Genomic DNA, 22,556 nt, shown 5'->3' with positions numbered 1-22,556 from the left:
ACCCGGCGAGTTTATCAGATGCCTTTGCGCGTCTGGCCTCAGCGAATACACCCCACAGCTTGGGATACTGCGACACAGTTTGTGCGAAAGTGGCGGCAGTCGAGGGGCAGCAACTTGTAACAGGACCCTTCCCACACATTGTCCAGAATCATCCTGTTGCTTACCCACTCAGGCGTGGCTAGCATCAAACCTCTTTCACCGGCGTACCTTTCCTTATGTCCCTTTCCCATGCAGAGCCAGGATTTGCTGCACCGCTTGCCCTGCTGGACACTCGTGTACGCATGGAAACCCCCGAGGGCATAGACCTCATCCTGCGCCCCGCCGGTTTACTGTCCCGCTCAATTGCGTTCGGCATCGACCTGATGATTCGTGGCGTATTGCTGGGTGCGCTGTTTTTTGTGCTGGGAACACTGGGGGACTTCGGCACCGGACTGTTCATGCTCGCGCTGTTTCTCGGGACCTGGGGCTATATGGTCCTCTTCGAGGTGCTGCACCAAGGACGCACGCCGGGGAAACAGATCATGGGGCTGCGGGTCATTCATGATGACGGCACGCCCATTGGCTGGTCAGCCTCGGTACTGCGCAATCTGCTGCGTTTCGTAGACATGCTGCCCTTCGGCTACTGCGTCGGCGCGTTCACCTGTCTGCAGCACCCGCTGTTCAAACGCCTGGGTGATCTCGCGGCCGGCACACTGGTCATCTATAGGGATTTGCCCCCACAAAGGCCGGCACTGGCTGAGGTCACGGCGATAAATCCGCCGCTGCCCCTCTTGCTGGCGGAGCAGCGCGCCGTACAAGCCTTTGCCGAGCGACACGCAACACTTTCTCCGGCGAGGGCTCAGGAGCTTGCCGCCATCGTCACGCAGCCGTTGCAGCTGTCTACCTCGCCAGATCCGCACTACCCGGTCCAGCAATTGAATGGCATTGCCCGCAGCCTGGCGGGTTCATCATGAAGCAGAGCCTGTTCGAACAACGTCATGCAGAAAACTGGCAGCGGTTTTCAACGCGTCTTGAAACGCTGGAAGGGAGCCGCCGTAAAAGCGGGTCCGGCGCAGGCTTCAGCCGCGAATACCGTCAGATCTGCCAGCACCTTGCGCTGGCGATTGACCGCGGGTACGCCAGTCATCTGGTCGAGCAACTGCAACAGCTTGCAATGCGCGGCCACCAGCAGCTGTATCGCCACCGAAGCCAGTTCACTGCGCAGTTGCTGAGCTTTGTGCTGGCGGACTTTCCGCGGCTGGTGCGTGCCGAATGGAGATGGGTCGCCCTCGCCGGCCTGCTGTTTTTTGGCAGCCTCACGCTCATGGCGCTGCTGGTCTATGGCTATCCGGACCTGGTGTACAGCGTCGTCAGCCCGGCCGATGTCGCTGAAATGCACGCGATGTACGAGCCCGCCGCACGGCGCATCGGGCAGACGGCCGAGCGCGCATCGAGCACTGACTGGCTGATGTTCGGTTACTACGTCATGCACAACGTCGGCATTGCTTTCCAGACCTTCGCCAGCGGCCTGCTCTTTGGCGTCGGCAGTCTGTTTTTTCTGTTCTTCAACGGGCTGATGATTGGCGCGGGTGCAGGCCATCTCACCGACGCGGGCATGGGTGCAACCTTCTGGCCGTTCGTGGTCGGACACAGCGCCTTTGAGCTGACCGGCATCATGCTGGCGGGTGCGGCGGGGCTCAAACTCGGATGGGCGCTGGTGGCTCCCGGTCGACTGCGCCGGGGCGAAGCGCTTCGCCGCGCTGCCCAGATCAGCGTACGACTGATTGGCGGGGTCATGATGTTTCTGCTCATCGCTGCGTTCATTGAAGCGTACTGGTCGTCGATGAGCTGGCCGGCAGCGACGGCCAAGTATCTGGTGGGTGCTTCTTTATGGTTGCTGGTCGGCGCCTACCTGACCCTTGCCGGACGCACGCCCCATGCGCCTGACTGACGCCAGCGTTGTCATACGCCCACGTACGTCCTGGGAGGCCATCGACCTGGGCGTTCTCCTGGCGCAGCGGCATCGCGCCTTGCTGATGACCAGTTGGGCCATCGTCACCTTGCCGGTCTTCGCATTACTGACACTGCTGCTGTGGGATTATCCGTCGGTGGCTGTGCTGGTGTTCTGGTGGCTGAAGCCAGCCTACGAACGGTTGCCGCTGCTGATTCTGTCCCAGGCGCTGTTCGGCTCGGCACCTTCGCTCAGGCAGGCGTTGAAAAGCCTCCCATCCGCACTCACACCGCAGTTGATAGCGAGCCTGACCTGGCGGCGTCTGAGCCTAAGCCGCAGCTTCTACCAGCCGGTGCAGCAACTCGAGGGGCTCGACGGGTTGCCGCGTGCCCAGCGGATTGCCGTGCTCGGCCAGAAGGATCCCCGGGCGGCGCGTCTTCTGACCGCGCTGGGCAGCACGCTTGAAATGACCTTCTGGATCGGCCTGATGGTGCTGTTCTACGCCATGATTCCGCCGCAGATCGAAGCCGACTGGTCATGGCGCAGCCTGCTGGACATCGAGGGCGAGTGGAACTGGCTGGAACATTTGACTAACGGGTTTTACGCGTTGGTCCTGATCGTCTGGGGCCCGGTCTATGTGTCGTGCGGGTTTGCGCTGTATCTGAACCGCCGAACTGCATTGGAGGCGTGGGACATCGAACTGGGATTCCGCAACTTGCGTCAGCGTGTTCTGGGGAGCGCACTGGCGCTGCTACTGGGCGGTTTCTTCGCGCTGACGTTGCTGCCTTCTTCGGTTATGGCAGCGTCGGCGTCAATTCAGTCGATGCCGGAGGAAATTCCCAGCGAATCGGGCAACAGCTGCCCGCTGCCACCACTGGACAACCCACAGACCGATGAAGACGTGGCACCGCCCGATTCACCTCGCCTGCTCAATCAACCGCTGACCAGCCAGGCGTCACAGAACGCCATCCATGCTGTGCTTGAACAACCGCCGTTCAAGAACCCAAAACCGGTGTCCGGGTGGCGCATCGCTCAGCCCAAGCACGATGCCCAGTCAGCCGAGACACCGAACTGGCTGGCGCGGCTGGTCGTCGGCCTGCTCAATACGGGCAAAACCCTGTCGGCTGTTTTCGGGGCGCTGCTATGGGCGCTGCTTGGCATCACGGTCGCGTGGGTGATGTGGCGTTATCGGGCCTGGTTCGCCACCTTCGTGGGTAAAAGCCCACCCAAGGCAACTGCACCCCAAGACATCCCTCACCAGCTCTTTGGCTTACAGGTCCGCGCTGAAACCCTGCCGACGGATGTCGCCGATGCAGCGGAAAGGCTGTGGCAGCAGTCACCGCGCGAGGCATTGAGCCTGCTTTACCGCGCACTGCTGAGCCGCCTGTTGACCGATTACCAGCTCCCGCTGAAAAGCGCGGACACAGAAGGCCAGATACTGGCGCGCATCGCCGAGCTCAAGCAGCCACCCCTCGATGACTTCAGCCATGAGCTGACGCGCCACTGGCAGAATCTCGCCTACGGGCATCGGCTGCCGCCGGATCAGGCACGACAGACGCTGTGTTCAGGCTGGCGGAAGTTGTTCGCGCAGGGTGCAGGCGCATGAGCCGGCGCTGGATCATCGGGCTGGTCACCGCATTGACGCTGTTGAGCATCGTCATCGCCAGTGTTCCCGTGCTCAAGCGCCTCGAGCGTTATCAGGAAACCGTCGACCAGGGCCCTTCTCCCGAGGCTCTGGCCAACCCTTACCTCGCCGCTCAGACGTTCCTGCGTCAACGAAACATTGAGGTGAAAACGGTCGAAACCCTCGCCGCTCTCCCTGACATCCAAGACCAGCCGCAAACCCTCATGCTCCTGGATTTCCGCGAAAATATGACGCCGTCCGAGGTCAAACGCTTGCTGGCCTGGGCCCGGTCAGGCGGGCGCCTTCTGTTTGTTGCCGAGCAGTTGTGGGACCCGGCCAAGGGGACCAGCGGCGACCTGTTGCTGGATCAGTTGCAGATTCATCAATTCCTCACGCTGGATCTGCAAGAGCAGGACCGCGAACGGCAGCGCGAACAACTCAAGCCGGTCATCCCGCTAAGCACGCCGGACACCCAAGGCCCCGAAACGCCGTGGCCGGAGTTGACGCGGCTGTTCGTGCAAAACGAAAACGACCCCGCCTACATGAGTTTCGACCCGGCCTTCCATCTGGATGACCCCGAGGATCATGCACAGTCATGGGCCAACAGCGCTGACGCCACGCACCTGCTGCAAATGGTGTACGGCGCCGGATTGATCACCGTCGTCACCGATGCGGATCTCTGGAAAACCCACGCCATCGGCGAATACGATAATGCCTGGCTGCTCTGGTACCTGAGCCAGGACAGCACCGTAACGATGGTGCTGCGCACTGAGCATGACAACCTGTTCGGCCTGCTCTGGAAATACTTCCCCCAGGCCCTGCTCGCCCTGACGCTGTGCCTCATCGCAACGCTGTGGCATGCCGGCATGCGCCATGGCCCAATGCTCCCAATACGGTCGCGCGGCCGCCGTCAGCTCAACGAGCACCTGCGCGCGAGCGCCGACTTCATGCTCCGCCGGGAAGGCCAGCACGCCGCGCTGCGCGCCTTGCAGCAGGACATCCTGCGCCGCGCCCGGCAACGGCATCCCGGCTTTGAAACCCTGGCCGTCACCGACCAGTGGCAAACGCTGGCGCGCATCACGCGTCACTCCACCAGCAGCATCGGCCAGGCATTGCGTCCGCGGCCGGAGCAGCGCCTGTCCAGCAGCGAATTCACCCGTCAGGTTGCGTACCTGCAAACCATCAGGAATGCCTTATGAGCGATCAACCGAGCGAGCCAGGCCACGCGGCCCAACATCTTCCCACCCTTGAATCCACCGCCGTGGAGCACACGCAGAGCGAGCCGGCCACCGCTTCGGGCAGCCATCAGGCGCAACAGCGCCAGCGCGCGATTCATCTGGCGCAGGCGGTGCGGCACGAGCTGCAAAAAGCCGTCATCGGCCAGGACGCGGTGATCGATGATGTGCTGACCGCACTGATCGGCGGTGGCCATGTGTTGCTCGAAGGTGTGCCCGGGCTGGGCAAGACGCTGCTGGTGCGGGCGCTGGCCCGGTGTTTCGGCGGCGAGTTCGCGCGCATTCAGTTCACCCCCGACCTGATGCCCAGCGATGTCACCGGCCATGCCGTGTACGACATGCAGAGCGAGCAGTTCAAGCTGCGCAAGGGGCCACTGTTTACCCATCTGCTGCTCGCGGACGAGATCAACCGCGCACCGGCCAAGACTCAGGCCGCGCTGCTTGAGGTGATGCAGGAACGTCAGGTCACACTGGAGGGCCGAGCCCTGCCCGTGCCGCAACCCTTCATGGTGCTCGCGACACAGAACCCGATCGAGCAGGAAGGCACTTACCCGCTGCCCGAAGCCGAGCTGGACCGCTTCATGCTCAAGGTGCGTATGGATTATCCCCATGCCGAGCAGGAGCAGGAAATGGTCCGCCAGGTCACCCGTTCGACGCGCTCCGACATGCTCGACATCCAGCCCCTTCGCACCTTGATGCAGGCGAAAGATGTGCTGGCGCTGCAACGCATCGCCAGCGATCTGCCGGTGGATGAACAGGTGCTTGACTACGCCGTGCGGCTTGCTCGCGCGACTCGTACGTGGCCAGGCCTGACACTCGGCGCAGGGCCGCGGGCGTCCATCGCGCTGATCCGGGGAGCCCGGGCGCGTGCGCTGTTGCGTGGCGGCGAATTCGTCGTGCCCGACGACGTCAAAGGCTGTGCCCTGGCAGTGCTGCGGCATAGGGTAAGGCTTGCGCCGGAGCTGGACATCGAAGGGTTGTCCGTGGATCACGTGCTCAAGCAATTGCTCGATCAGGTGGCGGCGCCCCGTCGATGAAACAACTGCTCAAGCCGTCGACCCGAATGCTCTGGTGGCTGGCCGTTCTGCTCGGCGTGTCGGTGCTGCTCGGCATTCTGCAGGCATTGGGGCGAGGGCCCGTCGCGCGGCTGGATGGCCTTTTCTGGACCCTGCTGTGGATGATGATTGCCGCAGCCGGGCTGGATGCGGTGTGGCTATGGCGCCTGCCCTCCCCTCGCGCCAGGCGGCATCTGGCCGGCAGCCTGGGAATGGGACGCTGGAGCGAGGTGCGGGTCGAGCTGGAACACGATTCACCCCGTGCGCTGCACATGACTCTATTTGATCATGGCCCCTCAGAGCCGGACGCTCGCTACGAAACCGAAAATCTGCCCCAGGACCTCGTGCTGCGCCCGCAACGCACGGCCCAGCTGACCTATCGGCTGCGCCCGGCCAGTCGCGGGGATTTCACCTTCGAACGCACCGAGATCCTCATGCGCAGCCCGTTGCGCCTGTGGGCATCCCGGCGTTATGTGCCCAACCATGACATCGTCCGGGTCTACCCGGATTTCGCCCGGTTGCAGAACGGGCAACTGCTGGGCGTCGAGAACTGGCTCAGGCAGATCGGCATTCGCCAGCAGCCACGCCGGGGGCTGGGCCTGGAATTTCATCAACTGCGTGAATTTCGTGAAGGCGACAGCCTGCGTCAGATCGACTGGAAAGCCACGGCCCGGCATCGCGCGCCCATTGCGCGGGAATATCAGGATGAGCGCGACCAGCAAATCCTGTTCATGCTTGACTGTGGCCGACGCATGCGCAGCCAGGACGGCGACCTGACGCACTTCGACCATGGGTTGAATGCCTGCTTGCTGCTGAGCTATGTGGCTTTGCGCCAGGGCGACGCGGTCGGTCTTTCAACCTTCGCGGGCGAACAGGATCGGCATTTGCCACCCGCCAAAGGCGCCAGCCAACTGAACGTGCTGTTGAACCATCTCTACAACGTCAACGCAACCCAGCGTCCCGCCGATTACGCGGTGGCGATGCGAAACATCCTCGTGCGGCAGAAGCGCCGGGCATTGGTGGTGCTGATCACCAACCTGCGAGACGAGGATGACGAGCAATTACTCGAAGCGGTCAAACAGCTGAGTCGACATCATCGCGTGCTCATCGCCAGTTTGCGCGAGGCTGTGCTTGACGATCTTCGTCAAACACCCGTGCAGACCTGGCAACAGGCCGTGGACTACTGCGGGACGGTGGACCTGCTCAACGCACGCAACGGGCTGCATGAGCGTTTGACCGCCCATGGAATCCCGGTGCTGGATGTGCGCCCCAGTGAGCTGGGGCCGGAGTTGGTGAGCCGATACATGAGCTGGAAAAAGGCTGGCGCGCTGTAGGCGCCTGCCTTCAGGCGGAGGCTTCCAGAGGGTAGAAGCTAAAGTAGCGCTGCAAGGCCTGAATGAGGACGAAGTACTCCGCCGGTGCCGCTTGCAGGCGAAAGCCGGAATCGAACACGCGCGGTGTTTCGTCTTCCTGACACCACAGGCAGCTGGCGTCGATATCGATGTGGTACAGGCCGTTCTTGCCGTCAGGCACTTTCAGGCGCAGCTGAAAATCAGCCCCCACCAGAATGGGCAGATCACTGATCAGCATCAGGCCTTGTTCGGACACGTTACCCAGGCAACCCAGGGGTTTATCGGTGTACCGGTTGAACACTTGCAGGTAATAAGGCAGTTGGTGACGTTCTATTCGTCTTTCATTAAGCATTCGGACACTCGCCCTGAGATGACCATTGAGCATGGCCGCGCTAGTGCTTTGGGACTCGGTCGCACGGAACTGCCAGACCCGTGACGCCAGAATCCATCATTGGAAAAACCCATGACGACATCTGACTCATTCAGCACTGGCAAAAGTCACTCATCCACGCGACCGATCAGGCTTATCCACGCCTGTTCGCCTCGCTTTCGGATCAGTGGCGCTGCCGCCTTCGTCAAAACACTTAGGTCCCTACCCATCGTAGCCTAGCTCAGCTTTCCCCAATATCCACCCGGAGACGTGACCGTGTATCCACTCGGGTGTAACTAGCGTGAAGCAGCTCGCGGTGTGGCGGGCGGAGCCAGGTTGTCATGGCCAAGCTGATGCAGCGTGTCCAGACGGGCCTTGGCGCGGAATGCATACTCGCTTTCGGGGAACTGGGTGATGATGTACTGGTAGGTCTGGACCGCATCCATGTAGAACTTCTGGCGCTCCAGGCACTGGCCACGCAACATCGACACTTCAGGCTGTACGTAGCGACGCGAACGGCTTTCCCGATCGACTTTCGACAAGTTGTACATCACCGCGTCACAGTCGCCCTGGGCGTAGGCGCGGTTGGCATTGTTCAAATGGCTGTTCATTGCCCAACGGGTGCAGCCACCCAAGGCAAGCAGCGCCACTAATATCATCACGATTCGCATGAGAGTCTCCTGTGCTCAGCCCTTGTATCGGCGTATTCCTGGATTTCTTCAAGTCCGATTCAACTGCCGCCGACCTGCCGATTGCCCAGCGATCAGGGGGGCAGGTAGTGCAAAGGAACAATGACTACAGAGCAATACAGTAGTAGCCTCTCGCTGCGCTTCATTTAAGGAGTTTGTGCATGACCGTTCGCCGCACCAAAATCGTAGCCACACTGGGCCCTGCCAGTAATTCGCCAGAAGTCATCGAGAAGCTGATTCTCGCTGGCCTGGACGTCGCCCGCCTGAACTTCTCCCACGGCACGCCCGACGAGCACAAAGCTCGCGCGAAGCTGATCCGCGACATCGCCGCCAAGAACGGTCGGTTCGTCGCGTTGCTGGGTGACCTTCAAGGCCCGAAAATCCGCATCGCCAAATTCGTCAACAAGAAGATCGAGCTGAAGGTAGGTGACAAGTTCATCTTTTCCACCAGCCATCCTCTGACCGACGGCAACCAGGACATCGTCGGTATCGACTACCCCGACCTGGTCAAAGACTGCGGCGTCGGTGATGAGCTGCTGCTGGACGATGGGCGCGTGGTCATGCGCGTCGACACGCAAACCGCCGATGCACTGCATTGCACCGTGACCATCGGCGGCCCGCTGTCGGATCACAAAGGCATCAACCGTCGCGGCGGCGGCCTCACAGCTCCGGCGCTGACCGAGAAAGACAAGCAGGACATCAAGCTCGCTGCAGAAATGGACCTGGATTACCTGGCCGTTTCCTTCCCGCGTGATGCGGCCGACATGGAATACGCGCGCAAGCTGCGTGACGAGTCCGGCGGCACGGCCTGGCTGGTGGCGAAGATCGAACGCGCCGAAGCCGTTGCCGACGACGACACCCTCGATGCGCTGATCCGCGCCAGTGACGCGGTCATGGTTGCCCGTGGCGACCTGGGCGTGGAAATCGGCGACGCCGAGCTGGTGGGCGTCCAGAAGAAAATCATTCTGCACGCACGTCGCCATAACAAGGCGGTGATCGTTGCTACGCAGATGATGGAATCGATGATTTCCAGCCCGATGCCAACCCGCGCTGAAGTGTCCGACGTGGCCAACGCCGTGCTCGACTACACCGACGCCGTGATGCTGTCCGCTGAAAGTGCCGCCGGCTCTTATCCTGTTGAAGCCGTTGAGGCGATGGCGCGCATCTGCGTCGGCGCTGAACGTCATCCGACCGGCAAGACCTCCAGCCACCGCGTCGGTCACTCCTTCACCCGTTGTGACGAAAGCATCGCGCTGGCCGCCATGTACACCGCCAACCACTTCCCTGGCGTGAAAGCGATCATCGCGCTGACCGAAAGCGGCTACACCCCGCTGATCATGTCGCGGATTCGTTCCTCGGTACCGATCTACGCGTTCTCCCCGCACCGCGGCACCCAGGCGCGCGCGGCGATGTTCCGTGGCGTTTACACCATTCCGTTCGACCCGGCGGCATTGCCGCCAGGTCAGGTCAGCCAGTCGGCTGTGGACGAACTGGTCAAGCGCGGTCTGGTTGAGCAAGGCGACTGGGTCATCCTGACCAAGGGCGACAGCTACCACACCATCGGCGGCACCAACGGCATGAAGATCCTGCACGTCGGCGACCCAATGGTTTAAGCGGCACCGCAACACCAAAAAGCCCCGCCTCGTGAGAGTGCGGGGCTTTTTTATTCCCTCTGACACTTACCTGACTGCCGTGGGGTATAGGCAGGCCGACCATCACAGTCTGTCTGAGCAAGAGTCAGTTCAGACAGACGCTTTCGACTGTCATATATGCCAGTAGATTCGGCATTGGCACAGGCCTACAGTCAAGTTTGCAAAACGCCATCGGAAGGGGAAACCAAATGAACAAGGACGTACTTGTCAGTGGAGGGCCGGATCCGGACTTCGGTACCGATGGACTGGCCAACTTACCGGCTTCCATGGGATATGCAGGCAATTTGACTTGGGCGCCTGGGACTAGCCCGTTGGTTGCGGGCTCTTCAAGTACTGAGGAAGGGAAGTTTCTTGTAACGCGGTTGTTGAACAATGGCACCGTTGACGCCAGCTTCGGCAAAAACGGCGTTATTCAGGATCAGGTCATGGCGCAACAGAGATCTGTGGCAATCGGCGCATTCGAGGTCGAACAGGACAAGACGTTAATTGTGGTGACCACCACGACCCTAAGTGGCTCGATTATTCCCTGTGCAACCCGATACTCACGAGACGGCATCCTGGACCCGGACTATGGACAAGGCGGCATCTTGCAGCTCTCTTATCCTGACACCCTAAGCAATGACCGACTTCCGGATAACGAGCCTCTGCCAGATGTTGAAGGCCAACTTTATTCACTCCCGTCAGCAATGCGAACCGGATTAACACCCTCTGGCAAGCTCATAGTCGGTTGGTGGTACTCCGTCGAGAAAAGAACGGTTATTTACCGGATTGATGACACCGGCCAACTTGACACTTCCTTCAATGAGGTGGGCTACGCGCATTACCCTGAGGCGCTGGGGTCCAGCTCACTGGGTGCGTTATTAGTCTTGGCATCGGGAAAGGTCTTGGTCGTCGGCGAGCATAGAAGTGAATCCGGCGACTTCTATCCGTTTTTGGTCAGGTACACCGATACGGGGGCACTGGATGTTGGGTTTGGAAATGGCGGAAGCGGTTTCGTAGAACTTCCACTGCAGAACTATGCCGGTTTTCGTGTGAACGGCTGCATTGAAACGACGGAGGGGAACCTGATCATTTGCGGTCGGGGTGCTGGTGACAATGCAGCGCTTATTGGTCTTGATAAGGACGGCAGAATTGATGAGTCGTTTAACCCCGAGCCAGTCCCCGATCTGTTCCAGTGGCTCAGTGCAGCGTACGACGGAGACAAAATCGTCGCAGCGGGACATACGTCTAACTCCCGCTACCTCATTGTCGCGCGCTACAACACGGATGGCTCTCTCGATCGCGCGTTCGGGACCGATTCAGGCTGGGTACGCCTCGACTACCCCGGCATACCCGAGTCTTCAACTCCGTATGACGTAAAATCCGTCGAAGAAAGGATTCTGGTAGCCGGCGGCAGCTTCGTCACGCGTATTCTCGCCTGAGCGAATGGTGTGAGGAGCCGGCAAAGGGTTGGCGGACTTCAGCCTCTCTCGACAAACTCGTCAGAGAGCACCTGACCACGGGGCAACCCCGTGATAAACAGCCGCTTCGAAAACGCCTCGACGCTGGTGGGTGATCCGCACACCAGCGCGATGGTCTGGCGGGATGTCACGCGCAATTCGCCCAGTACAGCCGCAAAGCCCGACCCTTCGATCGACTCCACGGAAAGATTTGAGTGCCGGGCCGCCAGCTCGCTCAATGGGCCCGTCAGATAATGCTCCTGCGCATCGCGCGCCAGATGCAGCACGCGGATGTCGCCCTGATGATCCTGCCGCAACGCTTCGCGCAGCACTCCCCACAACGGCGCTAATCCGGTACCCGCCGCCAGCAGCAATAATGGCCGGTCCTGCCAGTCGGGGTCGTAACGCAGCGCGCCGCCCTGCAGTTCGCCGAGGCGGATCGGATCACCGTTTTTCAGTGTGCGCGCCACATCAGCGAAAGCGCCGGAACGCAGGCAATCGATATGAAACTCCAAAAAGGGATCGTCCCCTGGCACGCTCGCCAACGAGTAAGGCCGCGCTACGCCATTCTCGGTCCACAGCAGCAGATGCTGGCCGACGCGATAGCGCAACGGGCGTTCAGGGTTCAGTCGCAAGCGCAGCACCGACGGACTCAGCCAGTCAGCACCGACGACGGTTGCTGGCAGGCCATCGCGCAGCGGGTCGAAGACTTCCACCGCCAGATCGCCGGCTACCTGACACTGGCACGACAGCCGCCAGCCCTGGCCGCGCCTCTCCGAGTCAAGCGCCTCAGGTGCTGCATCCAGCGGCTCACCAATGACGCAGCGCACCATGCAGGCATGGCAACTGCCGGCACGGCAGCTGTAGGGGACGGACATCCCGGCGTCGTTCAAGGCGTCGAGCAAATTGGTCCCGGGTGTGACCGACCATCTCCGGTCGCCGACACGCAACTCAGGCATCGGCGTAATCCCAGGCGCCGTGGCAGCGGTTGCGGCCTTGGTGCTTGGCGCGATACAGCGACTGATCGGCACGCTGTAAAGCCCGGTCCATGCGGTCACCGCGCTCAATGATGACCATGCCGATCGACAAGCTCAGATCCAGCTCTGGAAATTCCGGCAACGTGACGTGGGTAAAGGCCAGGCGGATGCGCTCGCAGCAGTCGACCAGTTGAGCGCGGGTACAGCGCGGAATCAGCAACACGAACTCTTCACCGCCGTAGCGGGCCAGAATGTCATCGGCCCGCAGGCACTGAGCGGCGGTTTTGCCGAAGACCTGCAGCACCCTGTCGCCTGCGGCATGACCATGAAGATCGTTGACCCGCTTGAAGTGGTCAAGGTCAATCAGCGCCAGGCCTGCGGTGTAGTTACCGTTCATAAGTTCGAGTTCGCGGGTCGCGATGCGCAGGAAGTGGCGGCGGTTATAGAGGTTGGTGAGTTCGTCGGTGGACGCCAGCTCTTCGAGCTGCAACATCATGCCGCGCAAGGTTTCCTGATGCGCCTGCAGAGTGATCCGACGCTGGTGCATGCGGTTGCGCGAGTTCTGGACGAAGCGTGCGAACAGGCACAGCCAGGAAAAGATGATGAACAGCGCGCAGGTCTGCAGCGCGGCGAGGCCCGGATCGTCGAGTTGGCTGTGCGCGGCATCCCACAGGTTCAGCCCTATGAAGCCCAGCAAGGCGAGCACTGAGCAGCGAAGGAAGACTTTGGGCCTCAAGTGAAAGAGACCGAACAGCAACACCAGCACATAGAACACCAGAAAGGTGCCTCTGGCCGAATCCATATGGGCGAGCACGAACGTCTGCCAGCCGAGCCCCATGAGCACTTGAAACTCGGTCAGGCTGGGATCCTTGAAACGCTGGTTGTAGCCGCCGAAGAAGACCAGGCTCAGCGCGCCCTGCATCAGAAGAACAGAGACGCTGGCGAGCCAGACGCCAAAAAAAGTCGCGTGGTAGTAGCCGGTGCAATACGCAACCATGACGAGCACGATCAGTAACACGTAGGTGCCGGTTGCCAGGCCAAAACGCTTTAGCCGCAAGCGCTGGATAGATCCGTCTAAAAGAGGCTGGGTGGTCATCGTGTAGGGTTTCGTCCTGTCCGGCCACAGGGGCCTGCTTCGCGCCGCTGGCCGAAGATGTTCAGCGAACGCTTCGATCATCCGGGAAGAGTGCCAATGTAGAGGAAACGGCGCGTTTCGCCAACGCGCCCGTCGTCCGACGCGAAGATACTGCCATTTGAGTGTAAGGGATCTGGTACCGCTCGGCGGGACAGTGTCCGATTCGGACGCGGCTTTCCCATGAAACATCACGTTAAACCTCGTGACGCACCCAATATATATTTATGCCAATTCGGACGGCTCAAACGCGTAACCTCAGCCCGCACTCAACAACCACGGAAGGTTACCCATGCGAATCGAATTCAAAGATGACGCCAAATGGCTGAGCAAATTCAAGATTGACGTCACGTCCAACTCAAACAAGCTTTACAACAATGGCAATCAGCAAGTCAAAGTCACGGTCAGCCTGACACCGATCAAAGGCCAGGAAATTACCAATCAACAGATGGATAGCATCTGGATCTTCATGATAAAGGACGGCAGCGACTATCGCGATCTGGGCGGTGGCTTCGGCCAAGGTGCCGGGCGTTCAGAATGGGCGAATAACAATAACGCCGAGCCGGAAGATTTTTTCAGGGTATCGCTCAAAAAGAATACACAGTTTGAATACTACGCCGCGTCGGGTTTTGCGCCTCACAATCTGCTTGAATCCGCAGCGCGGAGTCGGGATTTCTATATCTCCACACTGGCCCATGGTGGCGAACGTTACAAGATTTATGCAGCAATCATGAAAGAAGAGGGGGTTCAGTACGCTACCAGCACGTCACGTTTCAACTCGCATGTAGAACTGGAGACCGTCAGCTCCCCGCGCCGCAGACGCACCGACTTTACGCTGGAGCGAGTTCATGCTTTCGAAGGCTCCACCGACAACGAGAAGACCGCCGTAGACATCGACGTCTATTACTTGCAGTTTGCCGAGCGGACGTTGCGGGTTGTCCACGCCGTCCCGCTGGATGGCGACCAGAGCACTTATTATTACGAAGACTGGAAAAGCGCCGACCCGCTTTTTTCACTCTCCGGCATCCACTACAACGAAACCCAGTTTCACTATGGATTCAAACCTGGAGCTGCACGAGACTTCAGCTATCAAAATGTTTCCGTCGCAATAAACAGTCGTACCGGGGCGATGAGCTTTTTACGCATGGAGCTGATCGGCCCTGCCGGTTTGGCGCCCGACGCCCCGGCGTACGGTCCTAAGCGCTGGATAGTGTTTGACCAATATGGTAATTGGCACGGCATTGAAATGACCCAAAAGAATTCGGGCAACGAGATAGATTTCATCATGCATGACATGTAAGTCGAACTTGCGCGCGCGTGTCATATGGCCCCCGTATGACGCGCGTTCTACTCATTGGCCTACCACTAAAGAGAATTCGCATGTCCAGCATTCATACCCAAGCCAGCAACTTCATGGACTGTATAAAGACCGGCGTCGATGCCCGCACCGGACAATTCACTGTCGCTATCAAACTGCCTCTATTGCCGGCCAACAATCTGGCCGGCCCCGCTCTCACGCCCACCCTCACGTTCGGTGTACTCGGCTCAACTCGCAACAAAGGGTTCGGACTGGGCTGGTCGCTGGACTTGAGCGAACTCGATCTGCATCAGGATGCGCCGTCGTTGCGCCTGTCGACGGGTGAACAGTTCGCCGTCGACCTGGACGACACCACTTTCACGCCGGGCACTGAGCTAAAGCTGTTCGACGCCAAACTCAAATCCATGGTGGTGACGTGCGAGCATGAAGATATGTTCCGCGTGGATCAGAAAAACGGTCAGACCGAAATACTCACCCGACAGCACGACAGCGCGCGCTACCTGACTACCGAGCTGCGCAGCCCGGAGGGCAATCGCGTATTCGTCGAATGGGCGCCTCATGGCAATGACGACTTCATCCTTGAAACGATCCGCGATGAGACCCGGGTTCTGCTCGAGGTGAAGGCCGACGGCGCCGAAGTCGTACTCTCGGTACCGGGACGCGAGGACGAGACGGTGCGTCTGCAACTGGCCAACGACAAACTGAGTGACATCTACCTGCCTGGAATCGAGACGCCCTTCTCCATCGCCTACGACCATCATGCCCTCGACACCCAGAACCACCTTCTGCTGCCAATCCGCCTTTCCAGCCCGTTGGGCGCGACCGATTCAGTGATCTGGGCCACCGGCGAAGAAGGCCATCGTCTGCCGCCCGGTGCACCCTTCGAGGTATTGCCACGGGTTCTGGAGTGGACTCATTCAGCGGGAACGGACGCTACCGCGCTCACCCGCTCCTACGAATGGTCCGGCGCCCATAACTTCCTGGGATTCGGCAGCGAACAGGCATTCGACTGGCAGCAAGGCCGCGACAACCTCTATCAGGTCGACCAGGGTTACGAGTACGAAGTGGTTGAAACCCTGGCCGACCCCAACGGTGACACACTTGCGACCCTCACCCGGACGTGGAACCGCTTCCACTTAATGACCCGCGAAGTAACACGCCGGGGCAGCGCCGAGAGCCGCATCGAAACCACTTTCGGCCTTGACCCCGAGGCCGACTGGGACGGCCAGCCCGCGTGGTACCAGCTGCCGCATCAGCAGACCGTCACCTACATCGACCATAGTCGCGCAGGTCTGCAACGCAGCGAGCAAACCGACTATCGCTACGACGTGTCGGGCAACCTCATATTCACCCGATCGCCCGCCGGTGTAGAAGAGCACAGCGAGTATTACCCTGCCGAAGGTACCCCCGCTTCGGCCGATGGCACCGGTTGTCCGCCCAACGCACTGGGCATGGTTCGGCATCTGAGGAAGAAGACCATCAAACCTGCGCGCCTCGATGACGGCACTTACGGCGGCGCGCCCGTCATCTCCACCACCTACACCTACGAAGCGCTGGCCTCAAAGCTTGTAGGCGGACCCGCGTTTGTCGTGGTGAACAGCGAGACCGTTCGGGAAGAGAGCCATGGTCGCCTGCTGGAAACCACCACTCAGACCTACGTGACTGAACCGGGACCGCACTATGGGCGCCTCGACAGCAAAGTCACGACACTCAATGGCAAAGCCACCACGACGAGCTTCCGCTATGAGCTGAGCGAGGACGAGCTGAGTACGCACACCACTCTCACCGGTTTCGAGAACACCGAACTCGTGCGCGCGACTCAAAGCGGCGCCCGATCGCTCCTTACGGGAAGGCTTACACGGGAACGGAATCAGGCTGGCGTCGTCTCGCGTTACGTCTACGATGCGCTCGGTCGCGTGACGCTTGCGGTGACCGCCGATGACAGCCGCTACGAAGCCCGGCGCACTTCCACCTACCATGTGAACGATCAGAAAGCACACGATTGCAGGACCGGGAACGAGAATCCGGTGATGATCGAGCATCGTCATTCGACGGGTCAGCGTCGCCGCCAATGGCTCGATGGCGAGGGCCGCACTGTCCGCGTTGAGCTCGAAGACATCGACCACGCCCCTGACGTATTCCGCGAGATTGCCTGCTGTGTGTTCGACGCCGAAGGCCGCACGGTCAGCGAAACGCAACAGGACTGGCTGCGCGATCCCGAGGATCCGGCGACCGTGACCGCACTCGGACTGACGACCCGGACGCACTACGATGAATGGGGCCAGGCAAGCCTGAGCATTACCCCCGATGGTGTCGAAAGTCATACCGAGCACAATCCGGTGAGCCTCACTGCCAACAGCTGGCAACAGAATGGCTCACTCAAGGGGCCAAGTACGCTCACGCAGCACAATGCGGCTGGCAGCGCGATCAAGGAACAGCTGCACGACGCCGACGGTGTGTTGATTCGGACCAGGGAATGGCAGCGGGACGGACTGGACCGTATTACCCGGACTACCCTCCGGGTACCTGGCGAGGCAGATCGCGTGACGTGCGTCGAGCTGGACGCATACGGGCGCATCGTTGAGCAGCGGCTGGCTGACGACACGGTCGTGAACTGGACTTTCGCCGCTCACAGCGATGACAACCACCCCGAAACCGTCGCCGTCACCGCGCCCCTCGTCACCCGGGCGTCTTGAGGACGGCGTCCGAGCCCCCGCAGTCATGAACGGGAAACCTGCGGCAACTCGCAGGGTTCCCAATGGATGGGACATTTCGAAGGATCGAAAACATGAACAACTCCACGATAATCGGTCGTCAGACCTTCGACGGCCTGGGTCGTCAGCTGTCAGTCAGTGTCGGAGGCCATACCTCCCGCTTTCAATACCGCGTTGGGCAGCTACCGCCCTCCTCGACCAGGCTCGCCGACGGCAAGGAGGTCCGATTCACTTATGAGAAGGACCTTAACAATCAATTGCTCAAGGTCGAAGCCGATGGAGAGGCCCCGACGGAAATAACCCGGCATGCACAATTCGGGCACCCTTCGACGATCGCCGGTGAACTGGGCAGCCAGGCCTTTGCATTCAGCCCGGGAGGCCAGGCGACCAAAGACGGCTGGACTGTCGACGGGCAGACCCACACCACCGCATGGCGCTACTCGTTCAGCGGCCTGCTGCAAGGCTTTCACGATGCCAAGGGTATTGCTCATCGGCGCCAGTTCGATTCGTCTGGTCGAGTGAGCGCTACCCGCGTTGGCGAGGTGGACACCGCCTATACCTATGACGCCCTGTCTCGACCGGCGACCGTCAGTGTGAGTGTCCCGGAAAGCGGCAGAGTCCTGACCACCGCGATTACCTACGACGCCGTTGGACGTGAGCACACGCGCACCTTCACGATCACGCAAACGGGCGAGGAGGAAAAAACCGACGTTCGAACGATCACCCAGACCCTTGCTTACACAGGACTGGACCAGATTGCTTCTCGAACCTGGGCCGAAGGCGCAGCGTGCAGCGAGGAGCGCTTCGAATACGATGTGCGCGACAGACTGGTGCGTTACCTCGCGGATGAGCACGCGGCGGCACCAGATCCCTACGGCAACCTCATCGTCGAGCAGGTGTTCACCTTCAATGCCTATAACGGCCATGAGAAGGTGGTGAGCACCTACGCTGACGGGAGCTGCGACGAAGCCCGTTTCACCTATGCCGTCGACGACCCTACCCGTCCGGTTAAAGTCACCCACACCCATCCGGCCTGGCCAGCAGAGGTCACGCTGGGTTATGACGCACGTGGTCGCGTGATCAACGACAGCCTTGGCCGCCACCTGCACTGGAACGCCCAGGGACGACTGACTGAAGTCCGATCACCATCAGGCACCTGCAAGTACCGCTACGACCCCAGCGGGCAACTCACTGACCGTGAAGTGGACGGCGTCCTGACCCGGGATTTCTACAGCGCCGATCAACTCACCCATCAATATTGCGGCAAAGACAGCATCGAACTGATCTCCGACCTGAGCGCGTTGTTTGCCGTGAACAAAGTGACAGGAGGCATCCGCCAGACCCTCCTGCTTGGCACCGACGCACAAGGCAGCCTGCGCATTGAGGCCGGCAGCACAGTGCGCACACGGCGCTACACCGCACACGGCGCCCAGGCATCAGACGTTGGCGACCTTGCATTCGGCTATACGGGCGAGCAGCTCGAACCCTTGTCTGGCCTTTGCATTCCGGGCGGCAATCGACCTTATGACCCGATACTGATGTGCTTTCTCGCACCTGACACCGACAGTCCGTTCGGGCCGGGCGGCATCAATCCATACGCATGGTGTGGCGGGGATCCGGTCAATCGTGTGGACCCTGACGGCCATAGCTGGGTGAACTACGCCATTGCCGGCGCCGGGCTGGCATTGGGGCTTGTCGCGATGATTCCCGCGGTAATCGCTGCCTTGCCCGTGGCAGGTGCGTTGATCAGTTCCGGGGCAGCCCTGCTGACGACCGGGCAAATAGCGGGACTTGTCGGTGTGGCGCTGGACATCGTCGGCATGGCGACGGGCGTTGCCAGCCTGGCCCTGGAAGCGACCGGCGCTGACGGCGCCGCATCCGGCATTTTAGGCGGCGTTTCCATGGTCGCCAGCCTTGCCGGGGCAGGAATCGGCCTGAAACTGTTTACGCTGAAAAATGCAGGGAGCAGGCTCAAGGCAATGGACATCAAGCAGGGCTGGACCTTACCCAAACCTGGTCGTCTTGGCAGTGGAGAGTTGCTTGCGCAACACACATCCAGAGGAGTGGACGTCGGTTTCATCGATACCTATCTGGGCAGCAACCGTGCCGCCCTCCTGACGCACGGAGATCTGAAACGTGCGCTGCTGATGGGGCCTGACGGTAAAACAATGCGAGCAGCCGACGTTGCAAGAGATGTCATAGCCCCCCGACTCCAAGCGCTTGGCACTGGGGCTGATGACACCTTCGTGTTGCTGTCGTGCTGGGGCGGGAAGAACGGTGCTGCGCTGGAGATTGCCAGGGAGCTGGGTCGCCCCGTTCAAGGATTCACTGGGAAGGTGTTCGTCAAAGGCTTCGCCAATCTCCAATTGAACCCGAACGCGGCAAATATACCCACCCAAGCCACCTCCTACCTGGAGCGGATGCGTGCGACGGGCAACCCTTTCAAAGCATTGAAGACCACTTACAAGGCGGCGAAATCCAATATTTATCACCCTGACGGCACAGTAGTCGCAGTTTGAATCGTGGACAGGCTTGTCTGTCATTATCTCGAGGGATTGGAACCGTGACCGCTACTCTCATCATTGGTCGTCAGACCTTCGACGGCCTGGGTCGTCAGCTTTCGGTGGAAGCAGCGGGCTGTCTCACGCGCTTTCATTACGGGAAAGGACAACTTCCGCCGACGGCCAACACCCTGGCTGACGGCAAGCGCGTCGAATTCACCTACGAGCCGGAATTGAACAACCGTTTGCTCAGTGTCACCCCTCACGACCAGCCAGCGCAGACCATCGCCTATCACCCTTTGGGCATGCCCGCCTCGGCAAACGGTGCGCTGGGTACCGAGTCCTTCGGTTTTACCCCGTCCGGGCAGCCCGATCAGGACACGTGGACCGTTGGAGATGCCCGTCATGGGACCCGCTGGCATTATTCGCTGAACGGTTTGCTTCAAGGGTTCGATGACGCGATGGGCACGGCACATCGGCGCAGTTTCGACAGCCATGGCCGGGTTTCGGAAACACGGGTCGGTCATCTCGTTACCCGCTATCGCTACGACGCCCTTTCCCGCCTCGCTGAAATCTCCGTCAAGGATCAGCTCGACGCGGGAAAACTGACCACCGCACTGACGTACGACAGTCTGGGACGCGAGCACACGCGTACCTTCACCGCCGTGACGCCCGACGGCCAGTCGCACACCTCCACTCAGACATTGAGCTATTCGGCGCTGGACCAGATCACCTCGCGCACCTGGACCGAAGACTCCCGGACCCTTAAGGAAACCTTCGAGTACGACATCAGGGGCCGCCTGGTCGGCTTTGCCGCAGACGCCGACGCAGCCCCGGAAGACCCTTTTGGCAATCCCATCGTCAGCCAGGCCTTCACTTACAACTCGCTCAACGGTCATGAAAAGGTGGTGACCACCTATGCCGACACCAGCGTCGATGAGGCCCGCTTCACTTACGCCACCCACAACCCGGTTCAACTGGCGCTGATCACCCACACCCACCCGTCATGGCCCAGGGAAGTGAAGCTCAACTATGACGACTGCGGGCGCGTCGTCAGTGACAGCCTGGGACGTCGCATGGTCTGGAACGCCCAGGGTCGCCTGATTGAAATCCGCCAGGATGGCCGATCCTGCCAGTACGGCTACACGGCTCACGGCCGTCTGGTCGATCGCACTGTCGACGGCACGCTGAGCCGCAGCTTTTACAGTGGCGAAGAACTGACCCACGAAATGACGGGCGACGACAGCCTGCAATTCAACTCCGGTGAAACCGGCCTGTTTGCCGTCAGTAAAGTCACTGCGGCCCTCCGCGAAACCACCTTGCTGGGAGCAGATGGACAGGGAAGTGTGCGCCTGGAGTCCCGTAGCACGGTGCGAACACGCCGCTACAGCGCTTACGGTATGGAGTCCCGAAATACGCAAGCGGTGCCATTCGGCTACGCAGGCCAGCGCCACGAACCGCTGACCGGCATACAGATTCTGGGGGACTATCGTCCTTACGACCCGGTGCTGATGTGCTTTCTGAGTCCAGACAGTGAGAGCCCTTTCGGCAAGGGCGGAATCAACCCTTACGCTTATTGTGCGGGGGATCCGGTGAATCGGATCGACCCTGATGGCCACAGCTGGGTCAATTACCTCTTGGCAGGGGCAGGTCTGGCGATTGGTATCGCTGCAGCGGTCGCCAGCTTTGGAGCGGCGTCCACGGTCATCGCCTCATTCGGGTATGCCGGATGGGCCGCCCTGACCCCGAGTGCAGCGATGATCATCGGCGCGGGCGCCCTGGACGTCGCGTCCGTCGCCACAGGGGTTGCAGGGCTGATAAGCCAGGCCACCGGCGCGGATGAGAGCGTCGGCAACGTGTTGGGCTGGGTTTCGTTTGGGACAGGGCTGGCGGCTGGCGCGCTGAGCGGCCTCGCCGGATCGGTCGCCAGGATCGGAGGGCGCAAACCCGGCAGCCCTTCGGTGCCCGTGCGTCGAGAGTCCAGCGCTGATGTACTCTTTGAAAAAACCCGCGGCGAACATGATGTGACGTTTCATAAAGCACTCTGGGGAGAGAGTGATTTAAAGGGCTTTGAAACACACGGCACGCCAGAAGGCTACCTGATGAACGCCAAGGGGATCTTCGAGCCGGCTGCCAATGTCGCAAAACGGGAAATCGCGCCTCGTCTGGCTGAATACGAGGCTCACCGGCCACTTGTGTTGTTGGCGTGCGAGGGTGGATCCAGCGGCGCCGCACAGGAAATCGCCAACGTACTGCGCAGGCCGGTCATCGGCTACGACGAGGTCATTTACGTTGGCGGTCCCAGCCATATTGGATCGTTTGGGTACCACCAAACCCGTACAGGCATCGTGACGACCCTGCCCCTCAAACGGTTGAAAGGCGGAAGAGATCAGGGTTTTCACTTGGGCCCTAATTACGGATTCGCCACGCCGCGGACCTATTCTCCCGCTTGACTCGCCGGCGCCGCAGCGCTGCAGTGGCTGAAGCAGCGCCGGCACCTTGCCATTCAGCGCCCCCCTGCTGCTAATACCAATGTTTACCCTGCGGCAGGGTGTCGCGCCGGCAGTC

16 protein-coding genes are annotated in these 22,556 nt (G+C 60.6%); 12 read left to right on the top strand and 4 right to left on the bottom strand.

Features of this window, described 5'->3' with window-relative positions; translation table 11 throughout:
* Positions 1-215 precede the first annotated feature (215 nt).
* Genes BMY98_RS03370 through BMY98_RS03345 form a run of 6 tightly spaced genes read left to right on the top strand, consistent with a single transcriptional unit; the run spans position 216 to position 7,178 of the window.
* Positions 216-953: an RDD family protein gene (locus BMY98_RS03370; RefSeq protein ID WP_074884646.1), complete on the top strand. Its 738-nt coding sequence runs from the start codon at positions 216-218 to the stop codon at positions 951-953.
* A complete protein-coding gene (locus BMY98_RS03365; protein ID WP_074884643.1) occupies positions 950-1,930 on the top strand; it encodes a stage II sporulation protein M in 981 nt (326 codons plus the stop codon). Before BMY98_RS03370 ends, BMY98_RS03365 begins: the two co-directional genes overlap by 4 nt.
* Positions 1,917-3,536, top strand: coding sequence for a DUF4129 domain-containing protein (locus BMY98_RS03360; RefSeq protein ID WP_074884640.1), 1,620 nt, complete (start codon positions 1,917-1,919; stop codon positions 3,534-3,536). Before BMY98_RS03365 ends, BMY98_RS03360 begins: the two co-directional genes overlap by 14 nt.
* The gene (locus BMY98_RS03355) at positions 3,533-4,753 is read left to right on the top strand and encodes a DUF4350 domain-containing protein (RefSeq protein WP_074884637.1); all 1,221 of its coding nucleotides are present in this window, start codon (positions 3,533-3,535) and stop codon (positions 4,751-4,753) included. The genes BMY98_RS03360 and BMY98_RS03355 overlap by 4 nt, the downstream gene beginning before the upstream one ends.
* Positions 4,750-5,826: an AAA family ATPase gene (locus BMY98_RS03350; protein ID WP_083398701.1), complete on the top strand. Its 1,077-nt coding sequence runs from the start codon at positions 4,750-4,752 to the stop codon at positions 5,824-5,826. Before BMY98_RS03355 ends, BMY98_RS03350 begins: the two co-directional genes overlap by 4 nt.
* The gene (locus BMY98_RS03345) at positions 5,823-7,178 is read left to right on the top strand and encodes a DUF58 domain-containing protein (protein ID WP_074884634.1); all 1,356 of its coding nucleotides are present in this window, start codon (positions 5,823-5,825) and stop codon (positions 7,176-7,178) included. Before BMY98_RS03350 ends, BMY98_RS03345 begins: the two co-directional genes overlap by 4 nt.
* A gap of 10 nt (positions 7,179-7,188) precedes the next feature.
* On the opposite strand, the gene BMY98_RS03340 is transcribed toward BMY98_RS03345, so the two are convergent.
* Positions 7,189-7,548 carry a PilZ domain-containing protein gene (locus tag BMY98_RS03340; RefSeq protein ID WP_074884632.1) on the bottom strand — a complete coding sequence of 120 codons (360 nt, stop codon included), beginning with the start codon at positions 7,546-7,548 and terminating at the stop codon, positions 7,189-7,191.
* A gap of 314 nt (positions 7,549-7,862) precedes the next feature.
* On the bottom strand, positions 7,863-8,237 hold the full coding sequence (locus BMY98_RS03335) for a tetratricopeptide repeat protein (protein WP_074884629.1): 375 nt from the start codon (positions 8,235-8,237) through the stop codon (positions 7,863-7,865).
* A 179-nt stretch (positions 8,238-8,416) separates the two neighbouring features.
* Between BMY98_RS03335 and pyk the strand changes: the two genes are divergently transcribed.
* Both pyk and BMY98_RS03325 read left to right on the top strand, forming a co-directional pair.
* Positions 8,417-9,868 (top strand): pyruvate kinase, encoded by a 1,452-nt coding sequence (gene pyk / locus BMY98_RS03330; protein WP_065992245.1) that lies wholly within the window; start codon positions 8,417-8,419, stop codon positions 9,866-9,868.
* Between the two features lie 227 nt (positions 9,869-10,095).
* Complete coding sequence (locus BMY98_RS03325) at positions 10,096-11,328, top strand: NHL repeat-containing protein (RefSeq protein ID WP_074884626.1); 1,233 nt, start codon at positions 10,096-10,098, stop codon at positions 11,326-11,328.
* A 38-nt stretch (positions 11,329-11,366) separates the two neighbouring features.
* On the opposite strand, the gene BMY98_RS03320 is transcribed toward BMY98_RS03325, so the two are convergent.
* Positions 11,367-12,305 (bottom strand): iron-sulfur-binding ferredoxin reductase, encoded by a 939-nt coding sequence (locus tag BMY98_RS03320; protein ID WP_074884622.1) that lies wholly within the window; start codon positions 12,303-12,305, stop codon positions 11,367-11,369.
* Entirely contained in the window at positions 12,298-13,419 is a 1,122-nt protein-coding gene (locus tag BMY98_RS03315; protein ID WP_074884619.1) for a GGDEF domain-containing protein, read from the bottom strand. The genes BMY98_RS03320 and BMY98_RS03315 overlap by 8 nt, the downstream gene beginning before the upstream one ends.
* Before the next feature lie 328 nt (positions 13,420-13,747).
* Here BMY98_RS03315 and BMY98_RS03310 point away from each other — a divergent pair, with 328 nt between their 5' ends.
* From BMY98_RS03310 to BMY98_RS03295, 4 genes are all read left to right on the top strand, one after another.
* Positions 13,748-14,755 carry a hypothetical protein gene (locus BMY98_RS03310; protein WP_074884617.1) on the top strand — a complete coding sequence of 336 codons (1,008 nt, stop codon included), beginning with the start codon at positions 13,748-13,750 and terminating at the stop codon, positions 14,753-14,755.
* An 80-nt stretch (positions 14,756-14,835) separates the two neighbouring features.
* Positions 14,836-17,469 (top strand): RHS repeat domain-containing protein, encoded by a 2,634-nt coding sequence (locus BMY98_RS03305; protein WP_074884614.1) that lies wholly within the window; start codon positions 14,836-14,838, stop codon positions 17,467-17,469.
* Between the two features lie 92 nt (positions 17,470-17,561).
* Positions 17,562-20,006, top strand: coding sequence for an RHS repeat domain-containing protein (locus tag BMY98_RS03300; RefSeq protein WP_074884611.1), 2,445 nt, complete (start codon positions 17,562-17,564; stop codon positions 20,004-20,006).
* 44 nt (positions 20,007-20,050) lie between these two features.
* On the top strand, positions 20,051-22,441 hold the full coding sequence (locus BMY98_RS03295; protein ID WP_074884609.1) for an RHS repeat-associated core domain-containing protein: 2,391 nt from the start codon (positions 20,051-20,053) through the stop codon (positions 22,439-22,441).
* Positions 22,442-22,556: the final 115 nt, after the last annotated feature.

It is taken from the genome of Pseudomonas graminis (genome assembly GCF_900111735.1).
Taxonomy (GTDB): Bacteria; Pseudomonadota; Gammaproteobacteria; order Pseudomonadales; family Pseudomonadaceae; genus Aquipseudomonas; species Aquipseudomonas graminis.
The sequence above is the reverse complement of the archived record's forward strand: the minus strand, read 5'-3'. Positions and strand labels throughout refer to the sequence as shown.